We start from the raw sequence: 19,907 nt of genomic DNA, 5'->3' as shown, positions 1-19,907 counted from the left end.
GACCTCCGCGGAGTTCCGCGCCGGTTGACCTTTTGACCGCTACCCAGTTGGATGCGCGCGCAAAACGGCACGACGACATTTCGTCGTCGATCTGGAGAGGTCGACGATCAGGCAGAGATCAGGTCCTGGCCCGCGCGGGGCTTTGGGCGATCCGCGTTGGACAGTGCCGCAGGGTTCGACAGGGGATTTTCATGACATTTTCCAGCATCTTTGCGCAGTTCGTCGCATTCGTGGGCGGCATCGCGTTGCAATGGCGAAAGCTGTCGGGCACCACACCCGCGCCCGCCTGGGGTCAGGCCCCGTCGATTCCCGAAGCGAAGCCGCAAGGCGCACTGCCGACGCTGAAGATGCCGACCGCCAAGGGCTGGAGCGAAGGGCAGAAGCCGACGGTCGCCCCCGGGCTCAAGGTCAACGCGTTTGCGACCGGCCTCGACCATCCGCGCTGGATCGAGGTGCTGCCCAATGGCGACGTGCTGATCGCGGAAGCGACGCAGATCGCGGGCGCCCCGAGGTCGGTGTTCCACTACGCGATGCAGGCGACGATGCGGCGCGCCGCGGCGCTGGGCGAGTCCGCCAACCGCATCACGCTCCTGCGCGACAAGGACGGCGACGGTGTCGCCGAATATCGCGGCGCCTTCATGGAGAACCTCAGCCAGCCGTTCGGCATGGCGCTGGTCGGCGACACCTTCTATGTCGGCAACACCGACGGCGTGATGGCCTTTCCTTACGTCGCCAATGCCGACCGCATCACCGCGCCGGGCAAGCGGCTCACCACCTTCAAGCCGAGCGGCCACTGGACGCGCAGTCTGCTCGCCAGCCCCGACGGCAAGAAGCTCTATGCCGGCGTCGGCTCGCTCAGCAACATCGGCGAGATGGGCATGGAGGTCGAGGAAGGCCGCGCCGCGATTTACGAGCTCGATCTCGCTGCCGGCACGCATCGCATTTTTGGCGCCGGCCTGCGCAACCCGGTTGGACTCGCGTGGGAGCCCAACACGAACGTGCTCTGGACGGTCGTCAACGAGCGTGACGGGCTCGGCGACGAGACGCCGCCGGACTATCTGACTTCGGTGCGCGACGGCGGCTTCTACGGCTGGCCGTATTGCTACTGGGGCAAGACGGTGGACGACCGCGTGCCGCAGGATCCGGCGATGGTCGCCAAGGCGCTCACGCCAGACTACGCACTCGGTGGCCACACCGCTTCGCTCGGCCTGTGCTGGATGCCTGCCGGCACCCTGCCCGGCTTCCCGGACGGCATGGTGATCGGCCAGCACGGCTCGTGGAATCGCAGCACGCTGTCCGGCTACAAGCTGGTGTTCATCCCGTTCGAGAACGGAAAACCCTCCGGCGCCGCTCGCGACATCCTGTCGGGCTTCCTGTCCTCGGACGAGAAGGAATCCTACGGCCGCCCGGTTGGGGTCGTGATCGGCCCCGACAAGAAGTCGCTGCTGATGGCCGACGACGTCGGCAACGTGATCTGGCGTGTGACGGGCCCTTGAAGAGTTACGTCCCGACGCAAAGCGTGGCGCGCTGCTTGCGCAGCAGCGCGATCACGGATAGCGCGGTGATCATCCCGGTCTTTGGATTTTCGGATGGGATGTTCTCGATACTCATCGAGAACCGCGCCGAATCCGCCTCGACCTCGATGCGATGAACATTTCGCGTCACAGTGGGGTCGGCCCAAACCTGCATTCGGGTGCGATCGGGCCCGATGCCCGCCAGCGACAGCGCAACGGCGACATTGACGTTCGCTGGAAAGCCCTTCGCCGCGTCGCGCGCGCTGCCCTCGAACAGCTTGAGCGGCTCGCGCAAATTGTCGAGATCGATATTGTTCTGGACGATGAACGGCGCGCCCTTCAACCCGTCGATCGGCTTGCGCGTCACCATCTTCACCGAATGAATGGTGCCGATTGCGGCTGCGTTGACGGCGTCGAGCCCGATCAGCGCGCCGGTCGGGACGAGAATGCGACCGCCATTGGTGCGGGCGAGATCGACGAGATCAAAATTGTCGAGCAATCCGCCAACGCTGACCACGACTGCGGACCTGCCGCGCGTCACCGCCGGCTCGACGATCGCGCGCAGCTGACGGCTCGGCGCGCATTCGACCACGACGTCGGCGGCATCGCCGAGCTGGTCGATCGGCAAAACCTGCGGCGGGCGGCAGAGGCTGCTCAGAAAGCTCTGGTGTTTCGCGGGATCGCGTACCGCCACGGCGGAGAGCGTCAGCCCCTCAATGCCCTGATCGAGCGCAGTTGCAATCTTGCTGCCGATCGAGCCCAGGCCTGCAATCGCGACCCGCAATTCGCTCTCAGCCTTCTGATCCGCCATGATATCCACCGTTTCTCCAGGCCGCTCTCATAGCCGCTCACTCACGCTTCCCGCGCATAGCTGCGCAGGCGCGTCTCCAACACCGACAGCATCGCATCGCGGGCCGGATCGCGCGAGCCGCGTAACCAGGCCGCGGCCAGCGGCAGCCGGCCGACAGGGCCGTCCTGCTTCGGCCGGAGCGGCACGAAGCGCACGCCGGAGACCGCCATCCGCGTGGTCCAGCGCGGCACGATCGCAACGCCAAGCTTTGTCGCCACCAGATGGATAATGGTCTGCTTCTCGTCGGCCACCTGCACGATACGCGGCGTCAATCCGGCCTGCTCGAACAATTTCATCGTGAGGTCGTAGCTGTGCGGCCGCGAGCGGCGGTCCGGCACCAGCATTGGTTCGTCGGCGATGTCGGCCAGCTTGATCGACTTGCGCTTAGCGAGCGCGTGGCGCTGCGGAAACGCCACGATCGCGGTCTCCTGAAGCAGGGGCCGGAACTCCAGCCGCTTGTCCGGCCGGTCGGGAGGACGAACGAAGGCGAGATCAAGCGCGCCGGTCAGGATCTTCGGCAACAGCCGGACGGTCTTGTCCTCCAGCAATTGCACCGCGACCTCGGGATGCCCCGCACGGAAGTCACGCAGCAGCGGCGGCAACAGCCCGGCCGCGGCGCTGTCGATGGCGCCGACCCGCAGCCGCCGCGCGGCGCCTGCGCGCGAACGGTTGCGCAAGTTGCTTTGCACGGCTTCGACCCGGGCGAGGATGGCGCGGGCATCGCGCAGCAGCATGGCGCCGTCGTCGGTGAGCGAGACCGCGCGGGTCGTGCGCGCGAACAGCCGCGTTCCCAGATCCTCTTCCAACAGCCTGATCTGGCGCCCAAGCGCGGACGGCAGCATCTGGAGATGCTGCGCGGCGCGGCCGAAATGCAGCTGCTCGGCCGCCGCCACGAAGCATCGGAGCTGATGCAATTCCATCCCGGATCCTCTCGTCCCGCCGCGAGATGATTATATCATTTTTTTGTATAAACCAGCGCCAATTGAGTTGACCTGCCCGCACGCCTAGGCTCGCCGCCACACAACGACAACCAAAACCGGAACTTGAGGGAGGCGAGAGTGGCGAGCGAGATTCAGGCGCGTGTGCTGCGCAAGATCACCTGGCGCATCGTCCCCTTCATTATGCTGCTCTACTTCGTGGCCTTCATCGACCGCGTCAATATCGGTTTCGCCTCGCTGACGATGAACAAGGACATCGGCCTGTCGCCAACCGTCTACGGATTTGGCGCCGGCATCTTCTTCTGGGGCTACTTTCTGTTCGAGGTGCCCTCAAACATCATCTTGCACAAGGTCGGCGCGCGGATCTGGATCGCGCGGGTGATGATCACCTGGGGTCTGGTCTCGGCAGCGATGGCGTTCGTGCAGGGTGCGACCAGCTTCTACATCCTGCGCTTCCTGCTCGGCGTCGCAGAAGCCGGCTTCTTTCCCGGTATCATCCTCTATCTCTCCTACTGGTTTCCGGCCCGCCAGCGCGCGGCGGTGACCGCATTGTTCATGGCGGCAGCACCACTTTCGACCGTGCTGGGCTCGCCGGTCTCCGGCGCGCTGCTCGAAATGGATGGACTGTTCGGCTTCAAGGGCTGGCAGTGGCTGTTCGTGCTCGAGGCAATACCAGCCGTGCTGCTCGGCTTCGTCGTACTGGCCTTCCTGACCGATCGGCCGGAGAAGGCAAAATGGCTCGCCGATGACGAGCGCCGCTGGCTGGTCGAGACCATGAATGAGGAGACCACCAGCAAGGCCGCGACCGCGAGCCACAGCATCTGGCGCGGGCTCGCCGATCCGCGCGTGCTGGCGCTGTCGCTGATCTATTTCGGCACGTCGGCCGGCCTCTATACGCTGGGCGTCTGGGCGCCGCAGATCATCAAGCAATTCGGCCTGTCCTCGCTCCAGGTCGGCTTCCTCAACGCGCTGCCGGCCACGGCCGCTGTCGTCGCCATGGTGCTGTGGGCGCGGCATTCGGATCGCACCGGCGAGCGTACCTGGCACGTCGTGTGGGCCTGCCTGATCGCCGCGGCCGGGCTTGCCTATGCCGGTCTTGCGGCCGGAGTGGTCGCGGTTGTGGTGGCACTGGCGCTGGTCAATATCGGTATCTCCTCGGCCAAGCCGCCGCTCTGGAGCATGCCGACGCTGTTCCTCTCCGGTCCCGCGGCTGCCGCCGGCATCGCCACCATCAATTCGATTGGCAATCTCGGCGGCTTCGTCGGCCCCGCGATGATCGGCTGGATCAAGGACCAGACCGGCAGTTTTGTCGGCGGGCTCTATTTCGTCGCCGGCCTGCTCATTCTCTCGGCGGTCCTGACGCTGCTATTGTCGCGCGCGCAGACCGCGCCCGTCGAACCCATCCCGCAATCCCACTGATCTCTCCAACGGAGCCTTCTCATGCGCACCCATTCGATCGCAGCCATTCCCGCCGACGGCATCGGACCCGAGGTGATCTCGGCCGGAATCCGCGTGCTGGAGGCGCTGGCGAAGCGCAGCGCCGACATCGCCTTCACCATCAAGACGTTCGACTGGGGCTCGGACTATTACAAGAAACACGGCGTGATGATGCCGGCCGATGGTCTCAGCGAGCTGAAGAAATTCGACGCAATCTATTTCGGCGCGGTCGGCGCGCCCGACGTGCCCGACCACATCACCCTGTGGGGCCTGCGCCTGCCGATCTGCCAGGGCTTTGACCAATACGCCAACGTGCGGCCGACCAAGATTTTGCCCGGCGTCGCCTCACCGCTGCGCAATGTCGGAATCGGCGATCTCGACTGGGTGATCGTGCGCGAGAATTCGGAGGGCGAATATGCCGGCATGGGCGGCCGCGCACATCGCGGCCTGCCGGAAGAGGTCGGCACCGAAGTGGCGGTGTTCACCCGCGTCGGCGTCACCCGGATCATGCGCTACGCATTCCAGCTCGCGCAATCGCGTCCGCGCAAATTCCTGACCGTGGTGACCAAGTCGAACGCGCAGCGCCACGGCATGGTGATGTGGGACGAGATCGCGGCCGAAGTCGCGACCGAATTCCCCGACGTCACCTGGGACAAGATGCTGGTCGACGCCATGACGGTGCGCATGACGCTGCATCCGAAGAGCCTCGACACCATCGTGGCGACCAACCTCCACGCCGACATTCTCTCCGATCTCGCCGGCGCGCTGGCGGGAAGCCTCGGCGTGGCGCCGACCGGCAACATCGATCCGCAGCGCCGCTTCCCCTCGATGTTCGAGCCAATCCACGGCTCCGCCTTCGACATCACCGGCAAAGGCATCGCCAATCCGGTGGCGACGTTCTGGACCGGCGCGCAGATGCTCGAGCATCTCGGCGAGAAGGACGCAGCCGCACGGCTGATGAAGGCCGTCGAGCAGGTCTGCGCCGCCGGCGTGCTGACGCCTGATGTCGGCGGCAAGGCGACGACGAAGGAGGTGACGGATGCCGTGATCGACGCGATCCACGGCTCGAATATCTAGCAGATCGACAAATTCGGGGCCTGCGATTTCAGGGAGCCCCCGGCACGCTGTCGGGGGCCGGGAAGCGATTGTCCGGCCTGTCCGAGAGGCGCGAAAGCCTGGAAAATTTTGAGCCTCCCCCTTGAAACCAAAACGGTGTTTTTTTATTTTTGCCTCGCTGCCGAGAGGTGGCGTCCCCGACGCCTGACGGGTCGGGGGCTGAGACGGGCACCGGTCGTGTCCGGTGCCGCTCGTATCCATTTTGCTCTTTGGAGGATCTGGCTATGCGCACTTACGACTTCTCTCCCCTTTGGCGCTCGACCATCGGCTTCGACCGCCTGTTTGATCTCGTTGAAACGGCGCAGCGTGCCGGCGAGGACAATTATCCGCCCTACAACATCGAACGGCTCGGCGAAGATCGCTACCAGATCTCGCTTGCGATTGCCGGCTTTTCGCCTGACGAGGTTTCGGTTACTGCGGACCAGAACGCGGTCATCGTCGAAGGCAACAAGGCGGACAAGGCCGAACGCGAATATCTCTACCGCGGGATCTCCGCGCGGCCGTTCAAGCGGCAGTTCAACCTCGCCGACTACGTTCAGGTGAAGAGCGCCGCGTACGAGAACGGCCTGCTGAAAATCGAGCTGACCCGGGAAATCCCGGAAGCCATGAAACCGCGGCGAATTGCCATCAACGGCGCGCCGACTGGCAACGTGCATCAGATCGAAAGCAAAGCTGCCTGAATTTTTGCTCCGTCGGAGATTTGTTTGCTCCCGTCCGGCGCCGGGCGGGAGCGACCATTGCCTTCGATCGCGGCCCGGAACGCAAACCAGAGGTTTCTAACGAGAGGAGAAGGAGAACCTCGCATGATCGACGATGCTGATAACCTTATCGACCTGAACGCGATATTGCATCCCGCCTCCGTCTACGATCATCCCCGTGACGTGGTCCAAGATCGGACGATATCGATCAGCGAGAAGCGGGCAATCCTCGCATCATGGGCGTCGGACGCGGCCAGCGTCGCCTCAAGCCCGCCGCTGAGAGCACTGCCCGGCACGAACGGAATCGTGACGATCGACGAGATTTTGGAAGCCCTCTCCACGCTGGACCACCATCCGAAGGGGCCTCCCGGCGGCAAGCCTGTTCGCACCAGATCCGCCTCGCGGACCAGCCTCGCAGCCTAGCAACCGACTGTTCAAACGGATGATGAAGATGACGGACGAGAAGTTGGCCCTGTTGCGCGCGCACCGCAACAACATCAGCCGCTACCACCGGCTTCTACAGACCGAGCTCACGGAATTCGAGCGGCGCTTCATTGAGCGGCGCCTCTCGAGGAACGGTCCGCCGCCGAGAAGATCGGCGCCGCCACATTCCCCCTGACGTTTCCGATGGGCTCGGTCATGAACGCAACAACGCTAGAGGCAACCAGCAACCACAGTTGATCCAATGCCCGATCAATTCCCGACTTTCGAAATGTTCTTGAAGAGAAGCGGCCGAAAGACCTGGCGTTGGCGCGTATGCACGACGGAAGGGCGCCTTGTCGCGCACGGGTCGGAGAAGCGCCGACCCGCTGCCAAATATGCGGCCGAAAGGGCGCTGTTTCTGATGCTTCTCGCCGCGCCCTATCGAACGGTGAACCGAACTTCCACCACGGCGCGATCGTCGTTGGCAACTTCGATATCGAAATGGCTGCCTCGACACCACACCCGTGGATAACGGGTCGAGGCTCCGCGCGTAAGCACCTACCGCCGCACCGGTGCCGCCGGCGCCGCCATTGCGGCCGCGGCGTCCGGCGGCGTCAAATGGCGCGGGACGATGATCGACTGGCCGGGCGTGAGCGTCGCATTCTCCGGCAGCGAGTTGCTCTGCGCGAGCGTCCAAAGCGGCACGCGATGGGCGGCCGCAATGCTCTCCATGGTGTCGCCACGGCGGACCGGCAAACGCACCCCGCTGTCCCACAACTCGACCAGCGTGTCGGCGGGCACGAGATAGCGCAGCGGCACCGCATCGGCCTGGGTCTGCGCCTGGATGCGCGGCAACTGCGTCACCATGTCGACGATCTGGCGATGGATGTCATCCGACTTCTCGATATTGATATGCGAGACGCGGCTGTTCTCCTTCAGATCGTAGCTCGCATAATGGCCGCGGAAGCCCGGCACCGCCACCACATTGCCGCCGCCGAGCACGCTGTCGGAGAGAAAGATGTTGATGAAGCGCTCGACATTGAGCGGCACATCATCGGTTGCATGGGCGGGATCGATGGTGATGACGAGGCTGATCGGGATGTTCTCCTTGGCCGCCATCTCGGAGATGATGACCGAGCACAGCCCGCCCATGGAGTGGCCGATCAGCACGATCGGTGCCGGGCTTTCCTTGTAGCTGGCGATGGCGCGATCGCCGATCCATCGGCAGATCGTGAATTCGTAGACGTCGGCCGAGAAGCCGGCCTTGGTCAGCTTCTCGGCAAGCCGGTCCATGCCGGTCGAGAAGATTGGCCCCATCGCGCCGCGGAACAGGTAGATTTTCGGCGGCGGCAGGGGTTCTGCAGGCGGAGGTGGAGGCGGGGCGGCCGGGATCGCAGCCGGCTTCGACTTGGCGGGCGAGCCAGCAGCCAAGCCGGGGGTCAAGGCGAGCAGCGCAACCGCTGCCAACACCACAAGTCGCCTTGGATCAATCATCAAGTGCCGCAGTCCCACCACAGGAGGCGCAGGCCTCCCCCAGACGGCTTAGTGACCACTGATTGGGTGGTTTTTGGGGCACGGAACCGGGGCCTGTCGCCTCGCCTACCCATCAAAGCCCCGTGAGCAAGTATCATTTAAGCAGATCTGAAGCGACGTCACGCTTTCGGCGCCGTCCCGGGGATACCACCAGCCGCCGCTGCCCGCAGGGGTATTCGGCTCAAGGTCTCAAGGGATCACGACATGAATACGCGATCGGAACGTATGCGAGGTCGGCTTCACTCGCACTGATTCGCCGTGCACCCAACACAATGCCGCCGCCGACATGGATGTCGACGGCGGCGTGATGATTTCAGCCGCTACAGGCGAAAAGCTTCAGTTCCTCGCCGGCGCCACAGCGGCGGCCGAGTGCGCAGCCCGCGGAGCGCCGGGTTCGGCGACCGGTCCGGCCGGACCGCGCGAGCGGGCGATCGCGGCATCAATCTCGGCGATGACGCGGCGCTGGATTGCCTCGTTCTTGTCGATGGTGATGTGGCCGACGCCGCTGCCGCGCACGTCGACATTATCGAGCTTGCCGCGGAAGCCGGACCCGGCACGTACCGGCTCGCCGGGGCCGTCGCCGATATAGATGTTGATGTAGCGCTCGGCGCCGGTCGACAGTTTTGTCTTGAACACCGAGTCGAGGCCGATCGCGAGCTTCACGGGAACGCCGAGCTGGTTGAGCTTGGCGATCATGTCCGGCAGCGCGGTCGCGCCCGATGAATGCCCGACCAGCACGATGGTCTTGAGCCGGCCCGCCTTGTAGTTCGCCGCGGCCTCATCGGCGAGCGAGGACCAGGACACGAAGTTCGCGACGGTCACCGGGATGCCCTGCGCCTGGAGGCGGGCGCCGATCGTGTCGAGCCCCAGCGAGAAGATGTTGAGCACGCCGCGGAGCAAATAGACATGCGTCGTCGCCGCGGCCTGGCTCGGCGCCGCCTTGGCGGTGGTCGGGCTGATGGCAACAGCTGACAGCAGAAGCAGGCAGATCGCCCACATGCGGAGAGTGGACAACTGGCTGACGCCGGCGGTGTGACGGCCGTTCGGTCTCATCGATGTTTTCCCTGGGGACATACGCTTCGCGATTGGCCGGAATCGTAGCCACGGCCTGCTAGCAGACGCAACAAAGAGCCGCGTGAACGGCGATCTTAGCCGCAATCCGTGACCATCGCGCAACACTTGCCTGAAACCTGCCACCGAAGCGCCTGTTTTGAGACCATTTTTCTCCGGGCAATTGCGGGAGGGCAAGGCCATTCCTATTTCAGGGCTCCGCCGGTGTTCCGCCCGCCAGGGTGCGGGTTCCGGCACATCCTCCCCCCATCCCCGACCGGCCCTCATGTCCTCCATCATTTCCGTTGCCAGTTTGTCGAAGACCTATGGGTCCGGCTTCAAGGCGCTCAAGAACGTCAATCTCGACATCAAGCGCGGCGAGATCTTTGCGCTGCTCGGCCCCAACGGCGCCGGCAAGACCACGCTGATCTCCATCATCTGCGGCATCGCCAACCCCAGTGAGGGCAAGGTCAGCGTCGGCGGCGAGGACATCCAGACCTCCTACCGCAAGGCGCGCTCGCTGATCGGCCTGGTGCCGCAGGAACTCCACACCGACGCGTTCGAGAGCGTATGGGCGACCGTGAGCTTCTCCCGCGGCCTGTTCGGCAAGCCGAAGAATCCTGCGCATATCGAGAAGGTGCTGAAGGACCTCTCGCTCTGGGACAAGAAGGACAACAAGATCATCACCCTCTCCGGCGGCATGAAGCGCCGGGTGATGATTGCGAAGGCGCTGTCGCACGAGCCGCAGATCCTGTTCCTGGACGAGCCGACCGCCGGCGTTGACGTCGAACTGCGCAAGGGGATGTGGGAGGTCGTGCGCACGCTTCAGCAGTCCGGCGTCACCATCATCCTCACCACGCATTACATCGAGGAAGCCGAGGAGATGGCCGACCGCATCGGCATCATCAACAAAGGCGAGATCGTGCTGGTCGAGGACAAGGCGACCCTGATGCAGAAGCTCGGCAAGAAGCGGCTGACGCTGCATCTGCAGAACAAGCTCGCTGCGCTGCCGGAGAGCCTCGCTCACTACGAGCTCGACCTCTGCGACAGCGGCGCGACGCTGGTCTACGATTACGACACCAAGGGCGATCGCACCGGGATCACCAGCCTGCTCAGCGACCTCCGCACCGCCGGCATCCGTTTCAACGATCTTGACACGACCCAATCGTCGCTCGAGGACATCTTCGTCGACCTCGTGAGGGCGTCATGAATTATCGCGCCGTTCGCGCCATCTATCTGTTCGAAATGGCGCGCACCTGGCGCACGCTGCTGCAAAGCATCGTTTCGCCGGTGGTTTCGACCTCGCTCTATTTCGTGGTGTTTGGTGCTGCGATCGGCTCGCGCATCAGCCAGGTCGAGGGCGTGAGCTACGGCACCTTCATCGTGCCGGGTCTCATCATGCTCTCGGTGCTGACGCAAAGCATCGCCAACGCCTCGTTCGGCATCTACTTCCCGAAATTCACCGGCACCATCTACGAGATCCTGTCGGCGCCGATTTCTTACTTCGAGATCGTGCTTGGCTATGTCGGCGCGGCCGCGACCAAGTCAATCATCCTCGGCCTGATCATTCTCGCCACGGCTGGCTTGTTCGTGCCGTTGCACATCCATCATCCGGTCTGGATGCTGACCTTCCTGGTGCTGACGGCGGTAACGTTTAGCCTGTTCGGCTTCGTCATCGGCATCTGGGCCGACGGGTTCGAAAAGCTCCAGATGATCCCGATGCTGGTGGTGACGCCGCTGACCTTCCTCGGCGGCAGCTTCTATTCCATCGACATGCTGCCGCCCACCTGGCGCACCGTCGCGCTCATCAACCCGGTCGTCTATCTGATCTCGGGCTTCCGCTGGAGCTTCTACGAGATCGCCGATGTCAGCGTCGCCGTCAGCATCGGCATGACGGCGGCGTTCCTGGTGATTTGCCTCGCCACCATCTGGTGGATTTTCCGGACCGGCTATCGGCTCAAGAATTGATCGTCATTCCGGGCGCGCTCCGCGCACCCGGAATGATGGCCTGTTACCTGTAGCAACGGAAATGGTGATACCCGTCATAATAGCCGCGGCAGTGGCGGTGGCCGTGATAGGGAATTCCCAAAATACCGTCGACCGCACCAACAGCACCACCGACTCCGGCGCCAACGACACCGCCGACGGCGCCGCCCACGGGACCCGCAATGCGGTTACCCTCGTAAGAACCTTCCTGGGCGCCGCGAACGATGCCTTGGGCGTGGCTGGCTTGCGGTACGCAAGCCAGGGCAAGAAGGACGGCGGCGCCCGCGAAGAGCAGGCGGACGGATCGAGCCGTCGGCAACTGCGCGGCGGCAATACGAGCTTTGTTCATCTTGAGTCCCCGGAAGAATACGACGGCGCCGGCAGCAGCCGCCAATTGGTAAGCCGTATTCAACGCTGCAAGCAGCCAAATGGTTGCGCCTTTGTGACGAATTGTCGGCGTTGTGAACGCAGCTCCCGCTCGCGAAAATGTCAGCATCGCCGGCGCCGGCGCGGCACAAAGCGGCCTTGCTTACGCCCGGCATCACGTTAACGATGGGCGGGCAGGCCGCTGGAACGAAAGCCGGATTGCAGGCATAGTGCACGCCGGGGACGGAGAGCCGCGGCGCCTAGCGTGAACAGGCCGGAGGCCAGAATTCAAATGCGTTCCTTTTTCATTGCGTTCATGTCCCTGATGCTTTTGAGCGCAGGCACGGCGCAGGCCAAGGTCGACATTACGATCGACAAGGACAATCAGCAGATGACCGTCGTGGTCGACGGCGTCACGCGCTATCATTGGCCGGTGTCGACCGGCATTCCCTCGCGCGAGACGCCGAGCGGCGCCTTCCGCGCCTTCCGCATGGAAGAGGATCACTACTCCAAGGAATTTGACGACGCGCCGATGCCGCACTCGATCTTCTTCACGAAGGTCGGGCACGCCATCCACGGCACCGACTCGGTCGCACGATTGGGCACGCCCGCCTCGCATGGCTGCGTGCGGCTGTCGCGCCAGAACGCTTCGACGCTCTACGCGCTAGTGCAGGAGCAGGGCGTGCTCAACACCACGGTGACGCTGACCGGCTCGGCGCAAGTGGCGCTGGCCCGCAATCCGCGCGGTCGCACCAACAATGCGGTGGCGCGCGCCCAGCAACCGGCTGAGGAGCAGTACGCGACGTCAGGCGATCCGGTAAATCTGGCGCCGCCGATGCAGCCGGCCCGCCGCTACCTGCCGCAGGACGATAACTACATCTATCCCGCCGACGGCAGCGACACTGGCGCGCGCTATCCGGCGCCGCGCCCGATCAACCGTCCCTATGGTGCGCAGGCCTACCAGCAGCTGCCGCAACCGCAGCCGACTTACGACCAGGGCTATGGCCAGCAGGGCTACTACTATCAGCAGCAGCAACCCCGCCAGTATTATCAGCCGCGCGGCTACTACTAGTAGCTGACGCTATTCGAACGCGGCGTCGCCGCGTTCGACGACCTTTCGTTTCTTCTGCGCCAGCAGCGAATCAAAATGGTTGCCGCGCTGGGCAGCGGCGGGCTTCGATACGGTCAGGGCCGCGAGGAAAAGGGCGGCGAATTAGCGGGCACGGTTTAGCGGGCACGGTTCCTGCAAAAATCCCGTCACGCGCGTCAAACTGCAATTTTGGGGAGATAAGGGCGCCGTTGCCCCTGTCGATCGGGGAATCGCGCCAACCTGGGCACGAAATGAGCAGCCGGGCGGCGCAGGAAAGCAACAGTCCCCAACCTTCAACGCCGCGGCGTTAAGGCCAAATTGACAACCTTAAGGTCGCACGTATTGTCGTTCCCACTGTTTCTGGGAAATGACATGACACGCGAGCAGATTTCGATTTCTGCGTTACGGCGCTAGCCAATACCCTGCGAATTTCGAAGGACCGCGTCGACACCGGCACTAAATTCAGCCGCCTCGGCCTCGATTCGGCGATGCTCGTCTACCTCATGATGGAGCTCGAGGAGAAGCTCGACCTCGAACTGTCGACGGACGACTTCTACGACCACCCTACGGTTGAGGCGCTGTCGCGATTTCTCGCGGACAAGCGCGCGCTCCGCTCCGCCGCCTGAGGGCGGCTGAAGCGGCGTACCCAGATGGACAATCTCCGCTCGCTGGTGGCGCTACTGGCCCGGCGTGCGGCGGAGCAGGCCGACGATCGCGCCTATGTCTTCGTCTCCGATCGCGGGGTGGAGGAAGCAGCTCTCACCTTCCGTCAATTGCATGATGCTGCGCGCGCCCTCGCCACGCGCCTGAGCGCGGCCGCACGGCCCGGCGACCGCGTGATCCTGGTGTTTCCGCCGGGCATCGAATTCGTGGTGGCGTTCTTCGGCTGCCTGATAGCAGGCGTGATCGCCGTGCCGATGATGATGCCGCGGCGAAACAGCGCGCGCGATTCCAGCGCCGCAATCCTGGCCAATTGCACGCCGGCGCTGGCGCTGACGACCACTGCATTCGCATTGCGTGGTGACCTGCAGGCGCGGTTCGCGCAGGAAACGATCCGGTGGATCGAAGTCGATCTCACCGCAGCGGCCGGCGAGACCACCGATCTTCCGGAGCCAGCGCCCGACGACATCGCATTGCTGCAATATACCTCCGGTTCGACCTCCGAGCCGAAGGGCGTGATGGTGAGCCACGCCAATCTGCTCGCCAATCTCGAGATGATCCGGATCGCGCTCGGCAACACCAGGCAATCGACCTACGTCAACTGGGTGCCGCTCTATCACGACATGGGACTGATCCTGAACGCGCTGCAGGCCCTCTATGTCGGCGCGACCTGCGTGCTGATGGCGCCGAACGCATTCATGCAGCGGCCGCTCGGCTGGCTGCGCGCAATCTCGCACTATCGTGCGCAGGTCGCCTGCGGGCCCAATTTCGGCTTCGACCTCTGCGTCAGCCGCTATCGGGCCGATCAGATGGAGGGCGTGGACCTGTCCTCGCTCCGGATCGCGCTCAACGGCGCCGAGCCGGTGCGCGCCGATACCATCGCGCGTTTCATCGAAACATTTGCGCCGCACGGCCTCGATCCGCGCGCGATGTATCCCGCCTATGGCATGGCGGAAGCGACGCTCCTGATCTCCGGCGGGACGAGTGGCGGCGGCCACGTCACGCGCGACGTCAGCCGCGCCGCGCTTCAGGCCCATGCAGCCAAGGCGCCGGCGGATCCCGGCGATGCCCAACTCGTCGTCGGTTGCGGCCGCGCGCTGATCGGCGAGCAGATTGCCATTGTCGATCCCGAGTACCGCGGGCGGCTTCGGGCCGACCGCGTCGGCGAAATCTGGGTCAGCGGCGCCAATGTCGCCCGCGCCTACTGGTGCAACGATGCGGCGACGCGCGAAGAGCTCAACGCTGAGATCGCAGGCGAGGATGGCCGATGGCTGCGCACCGGCGACCTCGGCTTCCTCGATTCCGCAGGCGAATTGTTCGTCACCGGCCGGATCAAGGATCTCATCATCATCCGTGGCATCAACCACTATCCGCAGGACATCGAGCACACCGCGCAGTCGCTGGACAACGCATTGCGCGAGAACTGCGGCGCCGCCTTTTCCGTGCCGGACGAACATGGCGAGGAAAGTCTCGTCATCGTCCAGGAGGTCGAGCGCACCGCACGGCACGCGATCGATACCGCCGAGATCAAGGGCCGGATCCGCGAGGCCATCGCCGACAGCCACGAGCTCTCCGCCCGACATGTCGCGCTGATCCGTCCCGGCGCGCTGCCAAAAACCACCAGCGGCAAGATCCAGCGCAAGCTTGCGCGCAGGCTCTGGCTCGACAGCGGCTTCGAGGAGATCGGCTGAGCCGGCTCAGAAATCGATCGTCGCGCTCTCGCCATCGCGCAGGCTGGAGATGATGCCTTGCTCGATCCGGCGCGCGAGTTTCGGGCGATAGTGGATGAAGTCCGCGAAGTTGTCGCGGTCGCGGGTCAACTCGTTGTCGACGCGATAGCTGATGAAATTGCTGCGCGGACGTCCCGCGATGACGGTTTTCAGCGCGGCATTGCAAGCGACGCGGTCCAGCGCCACAGCCGTACCGGGCTTCGGCACGGTGGCCGCCAAGGTCGGCGGCACGATGATGATGATGGGCAGATCGGCCGGCAGCTTCCTGACAATCTCTGCCAGCGCAGCGATCTCGGGAAATGTCGCCCGCGTCTCGGCGGATGCAGCCGGCGCAGGATCCCTGGGCCAGCCGACCTCCCTGAATTGGCCGGGCGGCCAGATGTCCTCATAGCTGACAAAGCCGTCCGGGTTCATCCGCTGCCGCCAGCCGAGCCCGATGGCGAGCCGCTGAAACGCCTGCTCGATCGCCTGCCACGAGATCAGCCGCACCGCGTAGGTGACGACACTTCTGTCGTAGAGCCAATAGGGGAACGGAGCGCCCTCCTCCTTCGGCCGCGCATGCACGCACCAGCCGGGATCGGCCGCGATCACCAGCGCGCCGACCTGCTTGTGATTGCGCAGGAAAAAGTCGAGCACCGCGAGCTGCTCGCGCGGAACCGAGCCGGTGGTATAGAGCTGCACGAAGCGCAGGCCTGTCGCGCGCGATAATTCCGCCGGCTCGATCATCTGCGCTGTCGAATTGCCGAGGATGGCCGCGTTGAAGTTCGGGTCTCTGGCGCGGCTCGCGGCCGTGATCTGGGTAAGACGATTGTCGACGCCGTCGATGCCCAGCAGGCCGAGCTTGCCGCTGTCATAGGGATCGACGACCACCATCAGCGCCAACACCAGCACGGCCGCGCCGAACAGCGTGCCCAGGCAGGCCGTGATGCTCCTCCCCCAACCGGGATCGGTCTCAGAACTTGAAGTAGACGAATTCATGGAGATCCCGACCACCCATGTGGAGCAGCAAAGCGAAAAGGCAGATCCCGAGCACGCCCGCAAGCCAGGGGCTCGGGCGGCGCGTGAAGAACGCGACGATGTCCTGGCTCGCCGGCAACAGGAAGGCGAACAACGGCGCCACGATCAACGGCCAAAGGTGCTGCCCGCGCGCGAGCGGCAATGGCTGGATGAGCCCGGCGAAGACATGCCAGGCCGCCTCGACCGAGCCGGCACGAAAGATCACGCCGGTGGCCAGCACGAACAGCACGGTGAGCGCCCAGTCGAGCCATGACGGGACGTGCGGGCCATAGCGCCGCCACAGCGAACAAACCACCTGCGCAACACCGTGCAGGATGCCCCAGAGCACAAACGTCCAGCTCGCGCCATGCCACAAGCCGCACAGCGCCATGGTAATCAGCATTGCGCCGAAGAACTGCACCGGCAGAAGGCGCCGCGGCAGGATACGTAGATTGACCAGAGGGTAGAACACGTAATCGCGCAGGAACAGCATCAGCGTGATGTGCCAGCGCTGCCAGAAATCCTGGATGTTGGTCGAGCGCAGCGGCGCATTGAAATTGTAGGGTAGCTGCACGCCGAACAACAGACCAAGGCCGATCGCGATGTCGGAATAGCCGGAAAAGTCGAACAGGATCTGAAACGAAAAGCAGAAGGCAAGCCAGCCGTCGCCGCTTGCAAGCGGTCCAGCCACCGCCTGCGTGTAAATGGGATCAAGCAGGTTCGCGATGCCGTCGGCGATCACGACCTTCTGGAACAGTCCGAGCGCGATGAAGCAGATCGCGATGCAGAACTGACGCTGCCAGCCCGGGACGTAGACCTGCCTGCCGAATTGATGCATCACCTCCGACCAGCGCGCGAGCGGGCCTGCGATCGCCTGCGGGAAGAAGGCGATGTAGAGCGCATAGCGATCGATCGCGTAGAGCGGCGCCTTGCCGCGCCGCAGATCGACCAGATACATGATGTGATGGAAGGTGAAGAAGGAGATGCCGAGCGGCAACCCGATGTCGAGCGTCGGCAACGTGGCACCCAGCACATGCCCGAGATTGGCGAGGATGAAGTTGGCGTATTTGAACAGCGCCAGCACGCCGATATCGAGCACGATGACGAGCGTCAGTATCGCCTTCCACTTCACCCGCCCATAGGCGACCGAGGCGAACCAGTTGATGAGGATCGACACAATCAAGAGCGCGACGAAGGACGGACTCCCCCAGGCGTAGAAGATCAGCGACAGCGCCACCTGCACGACGATGCGCAAGCGCGGATAGGGATCGAACAGGCGGTAGATCAGCAGTGCCGCCGGAAGGAACACCAGGAGGAAGGGGTAGTCGTTGAACAGCATTGGTTCAGCGCTGCGCCGTCATCGCCGGATCCCGATCCTTAGCCCGTTTCCAGATCGGGCGCGGCATCGCCCGGCTGCCGGAGCATGCGCCGCGCGATCTTCTCCTCGCTCGGCACCTTGACGTCCCAGGCGAGCCCGAGCGCCTCCAGCGCGCGGATGAAGATGAAGCCTGGATCGAACTCGAACCAGCGCAGGCCGAATGCCGCCGAATACGGGAAGGCGTGGTGGTTGTTGTGCCAGCCCTCGCCCCAGGCGAGCCAGGCCATCACGCCGAGATTGCGGCTATTGTCGTCACGGGTGACGAAAGGCTGCGCGCCAAACGTGTGCATGATGGAGTTGATGGCGGACATGGTCTGCTCGACCACGCACATGCGCACCACGCCGCCCCAGAGCAGGCCTGTCAGCGCGCCCCACAGGCTCATGGTGGCGAAGCCGCCGATCGCGGCCGGAAGCAACAGGCCGAGCGCGACCCAGCTGTAATATCTGCTGTTGACCGCAACCAGGGTGCGGTTGGCCATCAGATCCGGCACGTAATGGGCGACGTTGGGATAGTCGTGTGCGACCATCCAGGTCAAATGCGCGTGCAGGAAGCCGCGCAGGCGGCCCAGCACGCCGCCGCCATGCAGGCGCGGCGAATGCAGATCGCCGTCGTGGTCGGACAATTCGTGGTGCCGCCGGTGCATCGCCGCCCAGGACAGCATTGGGCCTCGCCCGGCCATCGATCCCATCAGGATCAGGATCGCGCTCATCGGGGTCGAGACGGCAAAGGCGCGATGGGTGAACAGGCGGTGATAGCCGACGGTGAGCCCAACCCCGGTGATCAGCCAGAAGCCGAAGAACAGGCTGAGCTCAATGATGCCGATCGGACGGTAGAATAGGAGGCCTAGCGCGATCAGCGTACCGACGAAGGGCAAAACGTCGAATATGATGAAATGCCGCCGCTGCATCTTGTGAAAATGCCGACTGCGAATGATGCGGTGATCGCGTTTCTGTTGCACGGTCGGGATTCCAAGGCGACGTCTATGAGTACATACCGCCAGAGCGGACGCAACCGCAAGCGCCGCCCCCAGGTTTCAACAGGCGCAAAAGGCTATAAATCAGGCCGGACGCGCTCAGCCGCGTTCAAGCATTGCTCTTTCATTTGCCACCGGAAGTGTGATGACATCACGTACTACGACAATCTTGACAGTGCTGTCACTTCTCATTTCGGGAAAAGCCATGGCTTTCGATCTCGAGGCGCATCGCGGCGGGCGGGCGCTGATGCCGGAAAACACCCTGCCGGCCTTTGCCAATGCCCTCTCGATGGGCGTGGACACGCTGGAGCTCGACGTCGGCGTGACCGCCGACGGCGAGGTCGTTGTGTCGCATGAGCGCGGGCTCAATCCTGATCTGGCGCGGGATGCGAACGGCGCCTATGTCACGGCGCCCGGCACGCCTTTCGTGAAGCTGCGGTTCGCCGATGCCAGGGCCTACGACGTCGGCCAAATTCGACCGGACAGCGCCTATGCGAAGCAATTTCCCGACCAGCGCGCCGTGCCCGGGACCCGCATTCCCACGCTGAGGGAGCTGTTCGCGCTGGTGCGCAAATCCGGCAACGAACGGGTACGTTTCAATATCGAGACCAAGATCGATCCGGACCATCCGGATGAATCGCTTTTGCCGGAAGCCTTCGTCGCAAAGCTGCTCGGTGTGATCGCAGACGAGAATTTTTCCGACCGCGTCATGATCCAGTCGTTCGACTGGCGGACCCTGCTGCTGGTCCAGCAGCAGGCCCCGATGATTCCGACCGTGTATCTGACGCTGCAGCGCGGATCGGCACCGACCATCGCCCTCGACAAGGCCACCAGTTGGACGGCGGGTTACAGCCCGGTCGATCACGGCGGCTCGCTGCCACGCACGATCAAGGCCGCAGGCGGCGCGATCTGGTCGCCCTATTTCGGCGATGTGACCGCGGCGCTTGTCACTGAAGCCCATACGCTAGGGTTGCGCGTGGTGGTCTGGACCGTCAACAAGCCCGACGACATGGCGCGGATGATCGAGATCGGCGTCGACGGTATCATCTCCGACCGGCCCGACCTGTTGCGGCAGGTCGCAGGCGAGAAGGGGATTGCGCTGCCGCAGGGGACGCCGGTCGAGCCGTAGCGCCAAACCATCTCGTGTCCCGGACGCGGCGCGGCATGA

19 protein-coding genes are annotated in these 19,907 nt (G+C 64.1%); 11 read left to right on the top strand and 8 right to left on the bottom strand.

Going from position 1 to position 19,907, the window contains the following annotated elements:
• The first annotated feature begins 191 nt into the window (after nucleotides 1-191).
• Complete coding sequence (locus ACTGJ9_RS15375) at nucleotides 192-1,496, top strand: PQQ-dependent sugar dehydrogenase (RefSeq protein WP_456677733.1); 1,305 nt, start codon at nucleotides 192-194, stop codon at nucleotides 1,494-1,496.
• Between the two features lie 4 nt (nucleotides 1,497-1,500).
• Here ACTGJ9_RS15375 and ACTGJ9_RS15370 read toward each other — a convergent pair whose 3' ends face one another.
• Together ACTGJ9_RS15370 and ACTGJ9_RS15365 are read right to left on the bottom strand one after the other, a co-directional pair.
• Nucleotides 1,501-2,325: an aspartate dehydrogenase gene (locus ACTGJ9_RS15370; RefSeq protein WP_456677732.1), complete on the bottom strand. Its 825-nt coding sequence runs from the start codon at nucleotides 2,323-2,325 to the stop codon at nucleotides 1,501-1,503.
• A gap of 41 nt (nucleotides 2,326-2,366) precedes the next feature.
• Nucleotides 2,367-3,284, bottom strand: a complete 918-nt coding sequence (locus ACTGJ9_RS15365) for a LysR family transcriptional regulator (RefSeq protein ID WP_456677731.1) — start codon at nucleotides 3,282-3,284, stop codon at nucleotides 2,367-2,369.
• Nucleotides 3,285-3,422: 138 nt separating this feature from the next.
• Here ACTGJ9_RS15365 and ACTGJ9_RS15360 point away from each other — a divergent pair, with 138 nt between their 5' ends.
• From ACTGJ9_RS15360 to ACTGJ9_RS15345, 4 genes are all read left to right on the top strand, one after another.
• On the top strand, nucleotides 3,423-4,721 hold the full coding sequence (locus tag ACTGJ9_RS15360; RefSeq protein WP_456677730.1) for an MFS transporter: 1,299 nt from the start codon (nucleotides 3,423-3,425) through the stop codon (nucleotides 4,719-4,721).
• 21 nt (nucleotides 4,722-4,742) lie between these two features.
• Nucleotides 4,743-5,816 (top strand): tartrate dehydrogenase, encoded by a 1,074-nt coding sequence (locus ACTGJ9_RS15355; RefSeq protein WP_456677729.1) that lies wholly within the window; start codon nucleotides 4,743-4,745, stop codon nucleotides 5,814-5,816.
• Between the two features lie 263 nt (nucleotides 5,817-6,079).
• Entirely contained in the window at nucleotides 6,080-6,535 is a 456-nt protein-coding gene (gene hspD, locus ACTGJ9_RS15350; protein WP_456677728.1) for a small heat shock protein HspD, read from the top strand.
• A gap of 123 nt (nucleotides 6,536-6,658) precedes the next feature.
• Nucleotides 6,659-6,976 (top strand): hypothetical protein, encoded by a 318-nt coding sequence (locus ACTGJ9_RS15345; protein ID WP_456677727.1) that lies wholly within the window; start codon nucleotides 6,659-6,661, stop codon nucleotides 6,974-6,976.
• A gap of 558 nt (nucleotides 6,977-7,534) precedes the next feature.
• Here ACTGJ9_RS15345 and ACTGJ9_RS15340 read toward each other — a convergent pair.
• Nucleotides 7,535-8,470, bottom strand: coding sequence for a LysM peptidoglycan-binding domain-containing protein (locus ACTGJ9_RS15340; protein WP_456678533.1), 936 nt, complete (start codon nucleotides 8,468-8,470; stop codon nucleotides 7,535-7,537).
• 375 nt (nucleotides 8,471-8,845) lie between these two features.
• Entirely contained in the window at nucleotides 8,846-9,562 is a 717-nt protein-coding gene (locus ACTGJ9_RS15335) for a hypothetical protein (protein ID WP_456677726.1), read from the bottom strand.
• Between the two features lie 283 nt (nucleotides 9,563-9,845).
• Here ACTGJ9_RS15335 and ACTGJ9_RS15330 point away from each other — a divergent pair, with 283 nt between their 5' ends.
• Both ACTGJ9_RS15330 and ACTGJ9_RS15325 read left to right on the top strand, forming a co-directional pair.
• Nucleotides 9,846-10,769 carry an ABC transporter ATP-binding protein gene (locus tag ACTGJ9_RS15330; protein WP_456677725.1) on the top strand — a complete coding sequence of 308 codons (924 nt, stop codon included), beginning with the start codon at nucleotides 9,846-9,848 and terminating at the stop codon, nucleotides 10,767-10,769.
• Complete coding sequence (locus tag ACTGJ9_RS15325; protein ID WP_456677724.1) at nucleotides 10,766-11,527, top strand: ABC transporter permease; 762 nt, start codon at nucleotides 10,766-10,768, stop codon at nucleotides 11,525-11,527. Before ACTGJ9_RS15330 ends, ACTGJ9_RS15325 begins: the two co-directional genes overlap by 4 nt.
• Before the next feature lie 43 nt (nucleotides 11,528-11,570).
• On the opposite strand, the gene ACTGJ9_RS15320 is transcribed toward ACTGJ9_RS15325, so the two are convergent.
• A complete protein-coding gene (locus ACTGJ9_RS15320; protein ID WP_456678532.1) occupies nucleotides 11,571-11,894 on the bottom strand; it encodes a hypothetical protein in 324 nt (107 codons plus the stop codon).
• 309 nt (nucleotides 11,895-12,203) lie between these two features.
• On the opposite strand from ACTGJ9_RS15320, the gene ACTGJ9_RS15315 reads away from it, so the two are divergent.
• The 3 genes from ACTGJ9_RS15315 to ACTGJ9_RS15305 all read left to right on the top strand — a co-directional run bounded on the left by ACTGJ9_RS15315 (nucleotide 12,204) and on the right by ACTGJ9_RS15305 (nucleotide 15,352).
• Nucleotides 12,204-12,983: a L,D-transpeptidase gene (locus ACTGJ9_RS15315; RefSeq protein ID WP_456677723.1), complete on the top strand. Its 780-nt coding sequence runs from the start codon at nucleotides 12,204-12,206 to the stop codon at nucleotides 12,981-12,983.
• 440 nt (nucleotides 12,984-13,423) lie between these two features.
• Nucleotides 13,424-13,627 (top strand): acyl carrier protein, encoded by a 204-nt coding sequence (locus ACTGJ9_RS15310; protein WP_456678531.1) that lies wholly within the window; start codon nucleotides 13,424-13,426, stop codon nucleotides 13,625-13,627.
• Nucleotides 13,628-13,651: 24 nt separating this feature from the next.
• Nucleotides 13,652-15,352, top strand: coding sequence for a fatty acyl-AMP ligase (locus ACTGJ9_RS15305; protein ID WP_456677722.1), 1,701 nt, complete (start codon nucleotides 13,652-13,654; stop codon nucleotides 15,350-15,352).
• A 6-nt stretch (nucleotides 15,353-15,358) separates the two neighbouring features.
• On the opposite strand, the gene ACTGJ9_RS15300 is transcribed toward ACTGJ9_RS15305, so the two are convergent.
• Genes ACTGJ9_RS15300 through ACTGJ9_RS15290 form a run of 3 tightly spaced genes read right to left on the bottom strand, consistent with a single transcriptional unit; the run spans nucleotide 15,359 to nucleotide 18,724 of the window.
• Nucleotides 15,359-16,369, bottom strand: coding sequence for a hypothetical protein (locus tag ACTGJ9_RS15300; RefSeq protein WP_456677721.1), 1,011 nt, complete (start codon nucleotides 16,367-16,369; stop codon nucleotides 15,359-15,361).
• Nucleotides 16,344-17,726 (bottom strand): MBOAT family O-acyltransferase, encoded by a 1,383-nt coding sequence (locus ACTGJ9_RS15295; protein WP_456677720.1) that lies wholly within the window; start codon nucleotides 17,724-17,726, stop codon nucleotides 16,344-16,346. The genes ACTGJ9_RS15300 and ACTGJ9_RS15295 overlap by 26 nt, the downstream gene beginning before the upstream one ends.
• Nucleotides 17,727-17,764: 38 nt before the next feature.
• On the bottom strand, nucleotides 17,765-18,724 hold the full coding sequence (locus ACTGJ9_RS15290; RefSeq protein WP_456677719.1) for an acyl-CoA desaturase: 960 nt from the start codon (nucleotides 18,722-18,724) through the stop codon (nucleotides 17,765-17,767).
• Between the two features lie 160 nt (nucleotides 18,725-18,884).
• Between ACTGJ9_RS15290 and ACTGJ9_RS15285 the strand changes: the two genes are divergently transcribed.
• On the top strand, nucleotides 18,885-19,868 hold the full coding sequence (locus ACTGJ9_RS15285; RefSeq protein WP_456677718.1) for a glycerophosphodiester phosphodiesterase: 984 nt from the start codon (nucleotides 18,885-18,887) through the stop codon (nucleotides 19,866-19,868).
• The last annotated feature ends 39 nt before the right edge of the window (nucleotides 19,869-19,907 follow it).

Source organism: Bradyrhizobium sp. RDM12 (assembly GCF_051917485.1).
Lineage (GTDB): Bacteria > Pseudomonadota > Alphaproteobacteria > Rhizobiales > Xanthobacteraceae > Bradyrhizobium.
This window is presented reverse-complemented; position numbering and strand designations above follow the sequence as displayed.

What these genes read in the sequence shown, in the direction of transcription:
- ACTGJ9_RS15375 (WP_456677733.1), top strand. Translation starts at nt 192, where the DNA reads ATGACATTTTCCAGCATCTTTGCGCAGTTCGTCGCATTCGTGGGCGGC.
- ACTGJ9_RS15370 (WP_456677732.1), bottom strand. Translation starts at nt 2,325, where the DNA reads ATGGCGGATCAGAAGGCTGAGAGCGAATTGCGGGTCGCGATTGCAGGC.
- ACTGJ9_RS15365 (WP_456677731.1), bottom strand. Translation starts at nt 3,284, where the DNA reads ATGGAATTGCATCAGCTCCGATGCTTCGTGGCGGCGGCCGAGCAGCTG.
- ACTGJ9_RS15355 (WP_456677729.1), top strand. Translation starts at nt 4,743, where the DNA reads ATGCGCACCCATTCGATCGCAGCCATTCCCGCCGACGGCATCGGACCC.
- hspD (WP_456677728.1), top strand. Translation starts at nt 6,080, where the DNA reads ATGCGCACTTACGACTTCTCTCCCCTTTGGCGCTCGACCATCGGCTTC.
- ACTGJ9_RS15345 (WP_456677727.1), top strand. Translation starts at nt 6,659, where the DNA reads ATGATCGACGATGCTGATAACCTTATCGACCTGAACGCGATATTGCAT.
- ACTGJ9_RS15340 (WP_456678533.1), bottom strand. Translation starts at nt 8,470, where the DNA reads ATGATTGATCCAAGGCGACTTGTGGTGTTGGCAGCGGTTGCGCTGCTC.
- ACTGJ9_RS15335 (WP_456677726.1), bottom strand. Translation starts at nt 9,562, where the DNA reads ATGAGACCGAACGGCCGTCACACCGCCGGCGTCAGCCAGTTGTCCACT.
- ACTGJ9_RS15330 (WP_456677725.1), top strand. Translation starts at nt 9,846, where the DNA reads ATGTCCTCCATCATTTCCGTTGCCAGTTTGTCGAAGACCTATGGGTCC.
- ACTGJ9_RS15325 (WP_456677724.1), top strand. Translation starts at nt 10,766, where the DNA reads ATGAATTATCGCGCCGTTCGCGCCATCTATCTGTTCGAAATGGCGCGC.
- ACTGJ9_RS15320 (WP_456678532.1), bottom strand. Translation starts at nt 11,894, where the DNA reads ATGAACAAAGCTCGTATTGCCGCCGCGCAGTTGCCGACGGCTCGATCC.
- ACTGJ9_RS15315 (WP_456677723.1), top strand. Translation starts at nt 12,204, where the DNA reads ATGCGTTCCTTTTTCATTGCGTTCATGTCCCTGATGCTTTTGAGCGCA.
- ACTGJ9_RS15305 (WP_456677722.1), top strand. Translation starts at nt 13,652, where the DNA reads ATGGACAATCTCCGCTCGCTGGTGGCGCTACTGGCCCGGCGTGCGGCG.
- ACTGJ9_RS15300 (WP_456677721.1), bottom strand. Translation starts at nt 16,369, where the DNA reads ATGAATTCGTCTACTTCAAGTTCTGAGACCGATCCCGGTTGGGGGAGG.
- ACTGJ9_RS15295 (WP_456677720.1), bottom strand. Translation starts at nt 17,726, where the DNA reads ATGCTGTTCAACGACTACCCCTTCCTCCTGGTGTTCCTTCCGGCGGCA.
- ACTGJ9_RS15285 (WP_456677718.1), top strand. Translation starts at nt 18,885, where the DNA reads ATGACATCACGTACTACGACAATCTTGACAGTGCTGTCACTTCTCATT.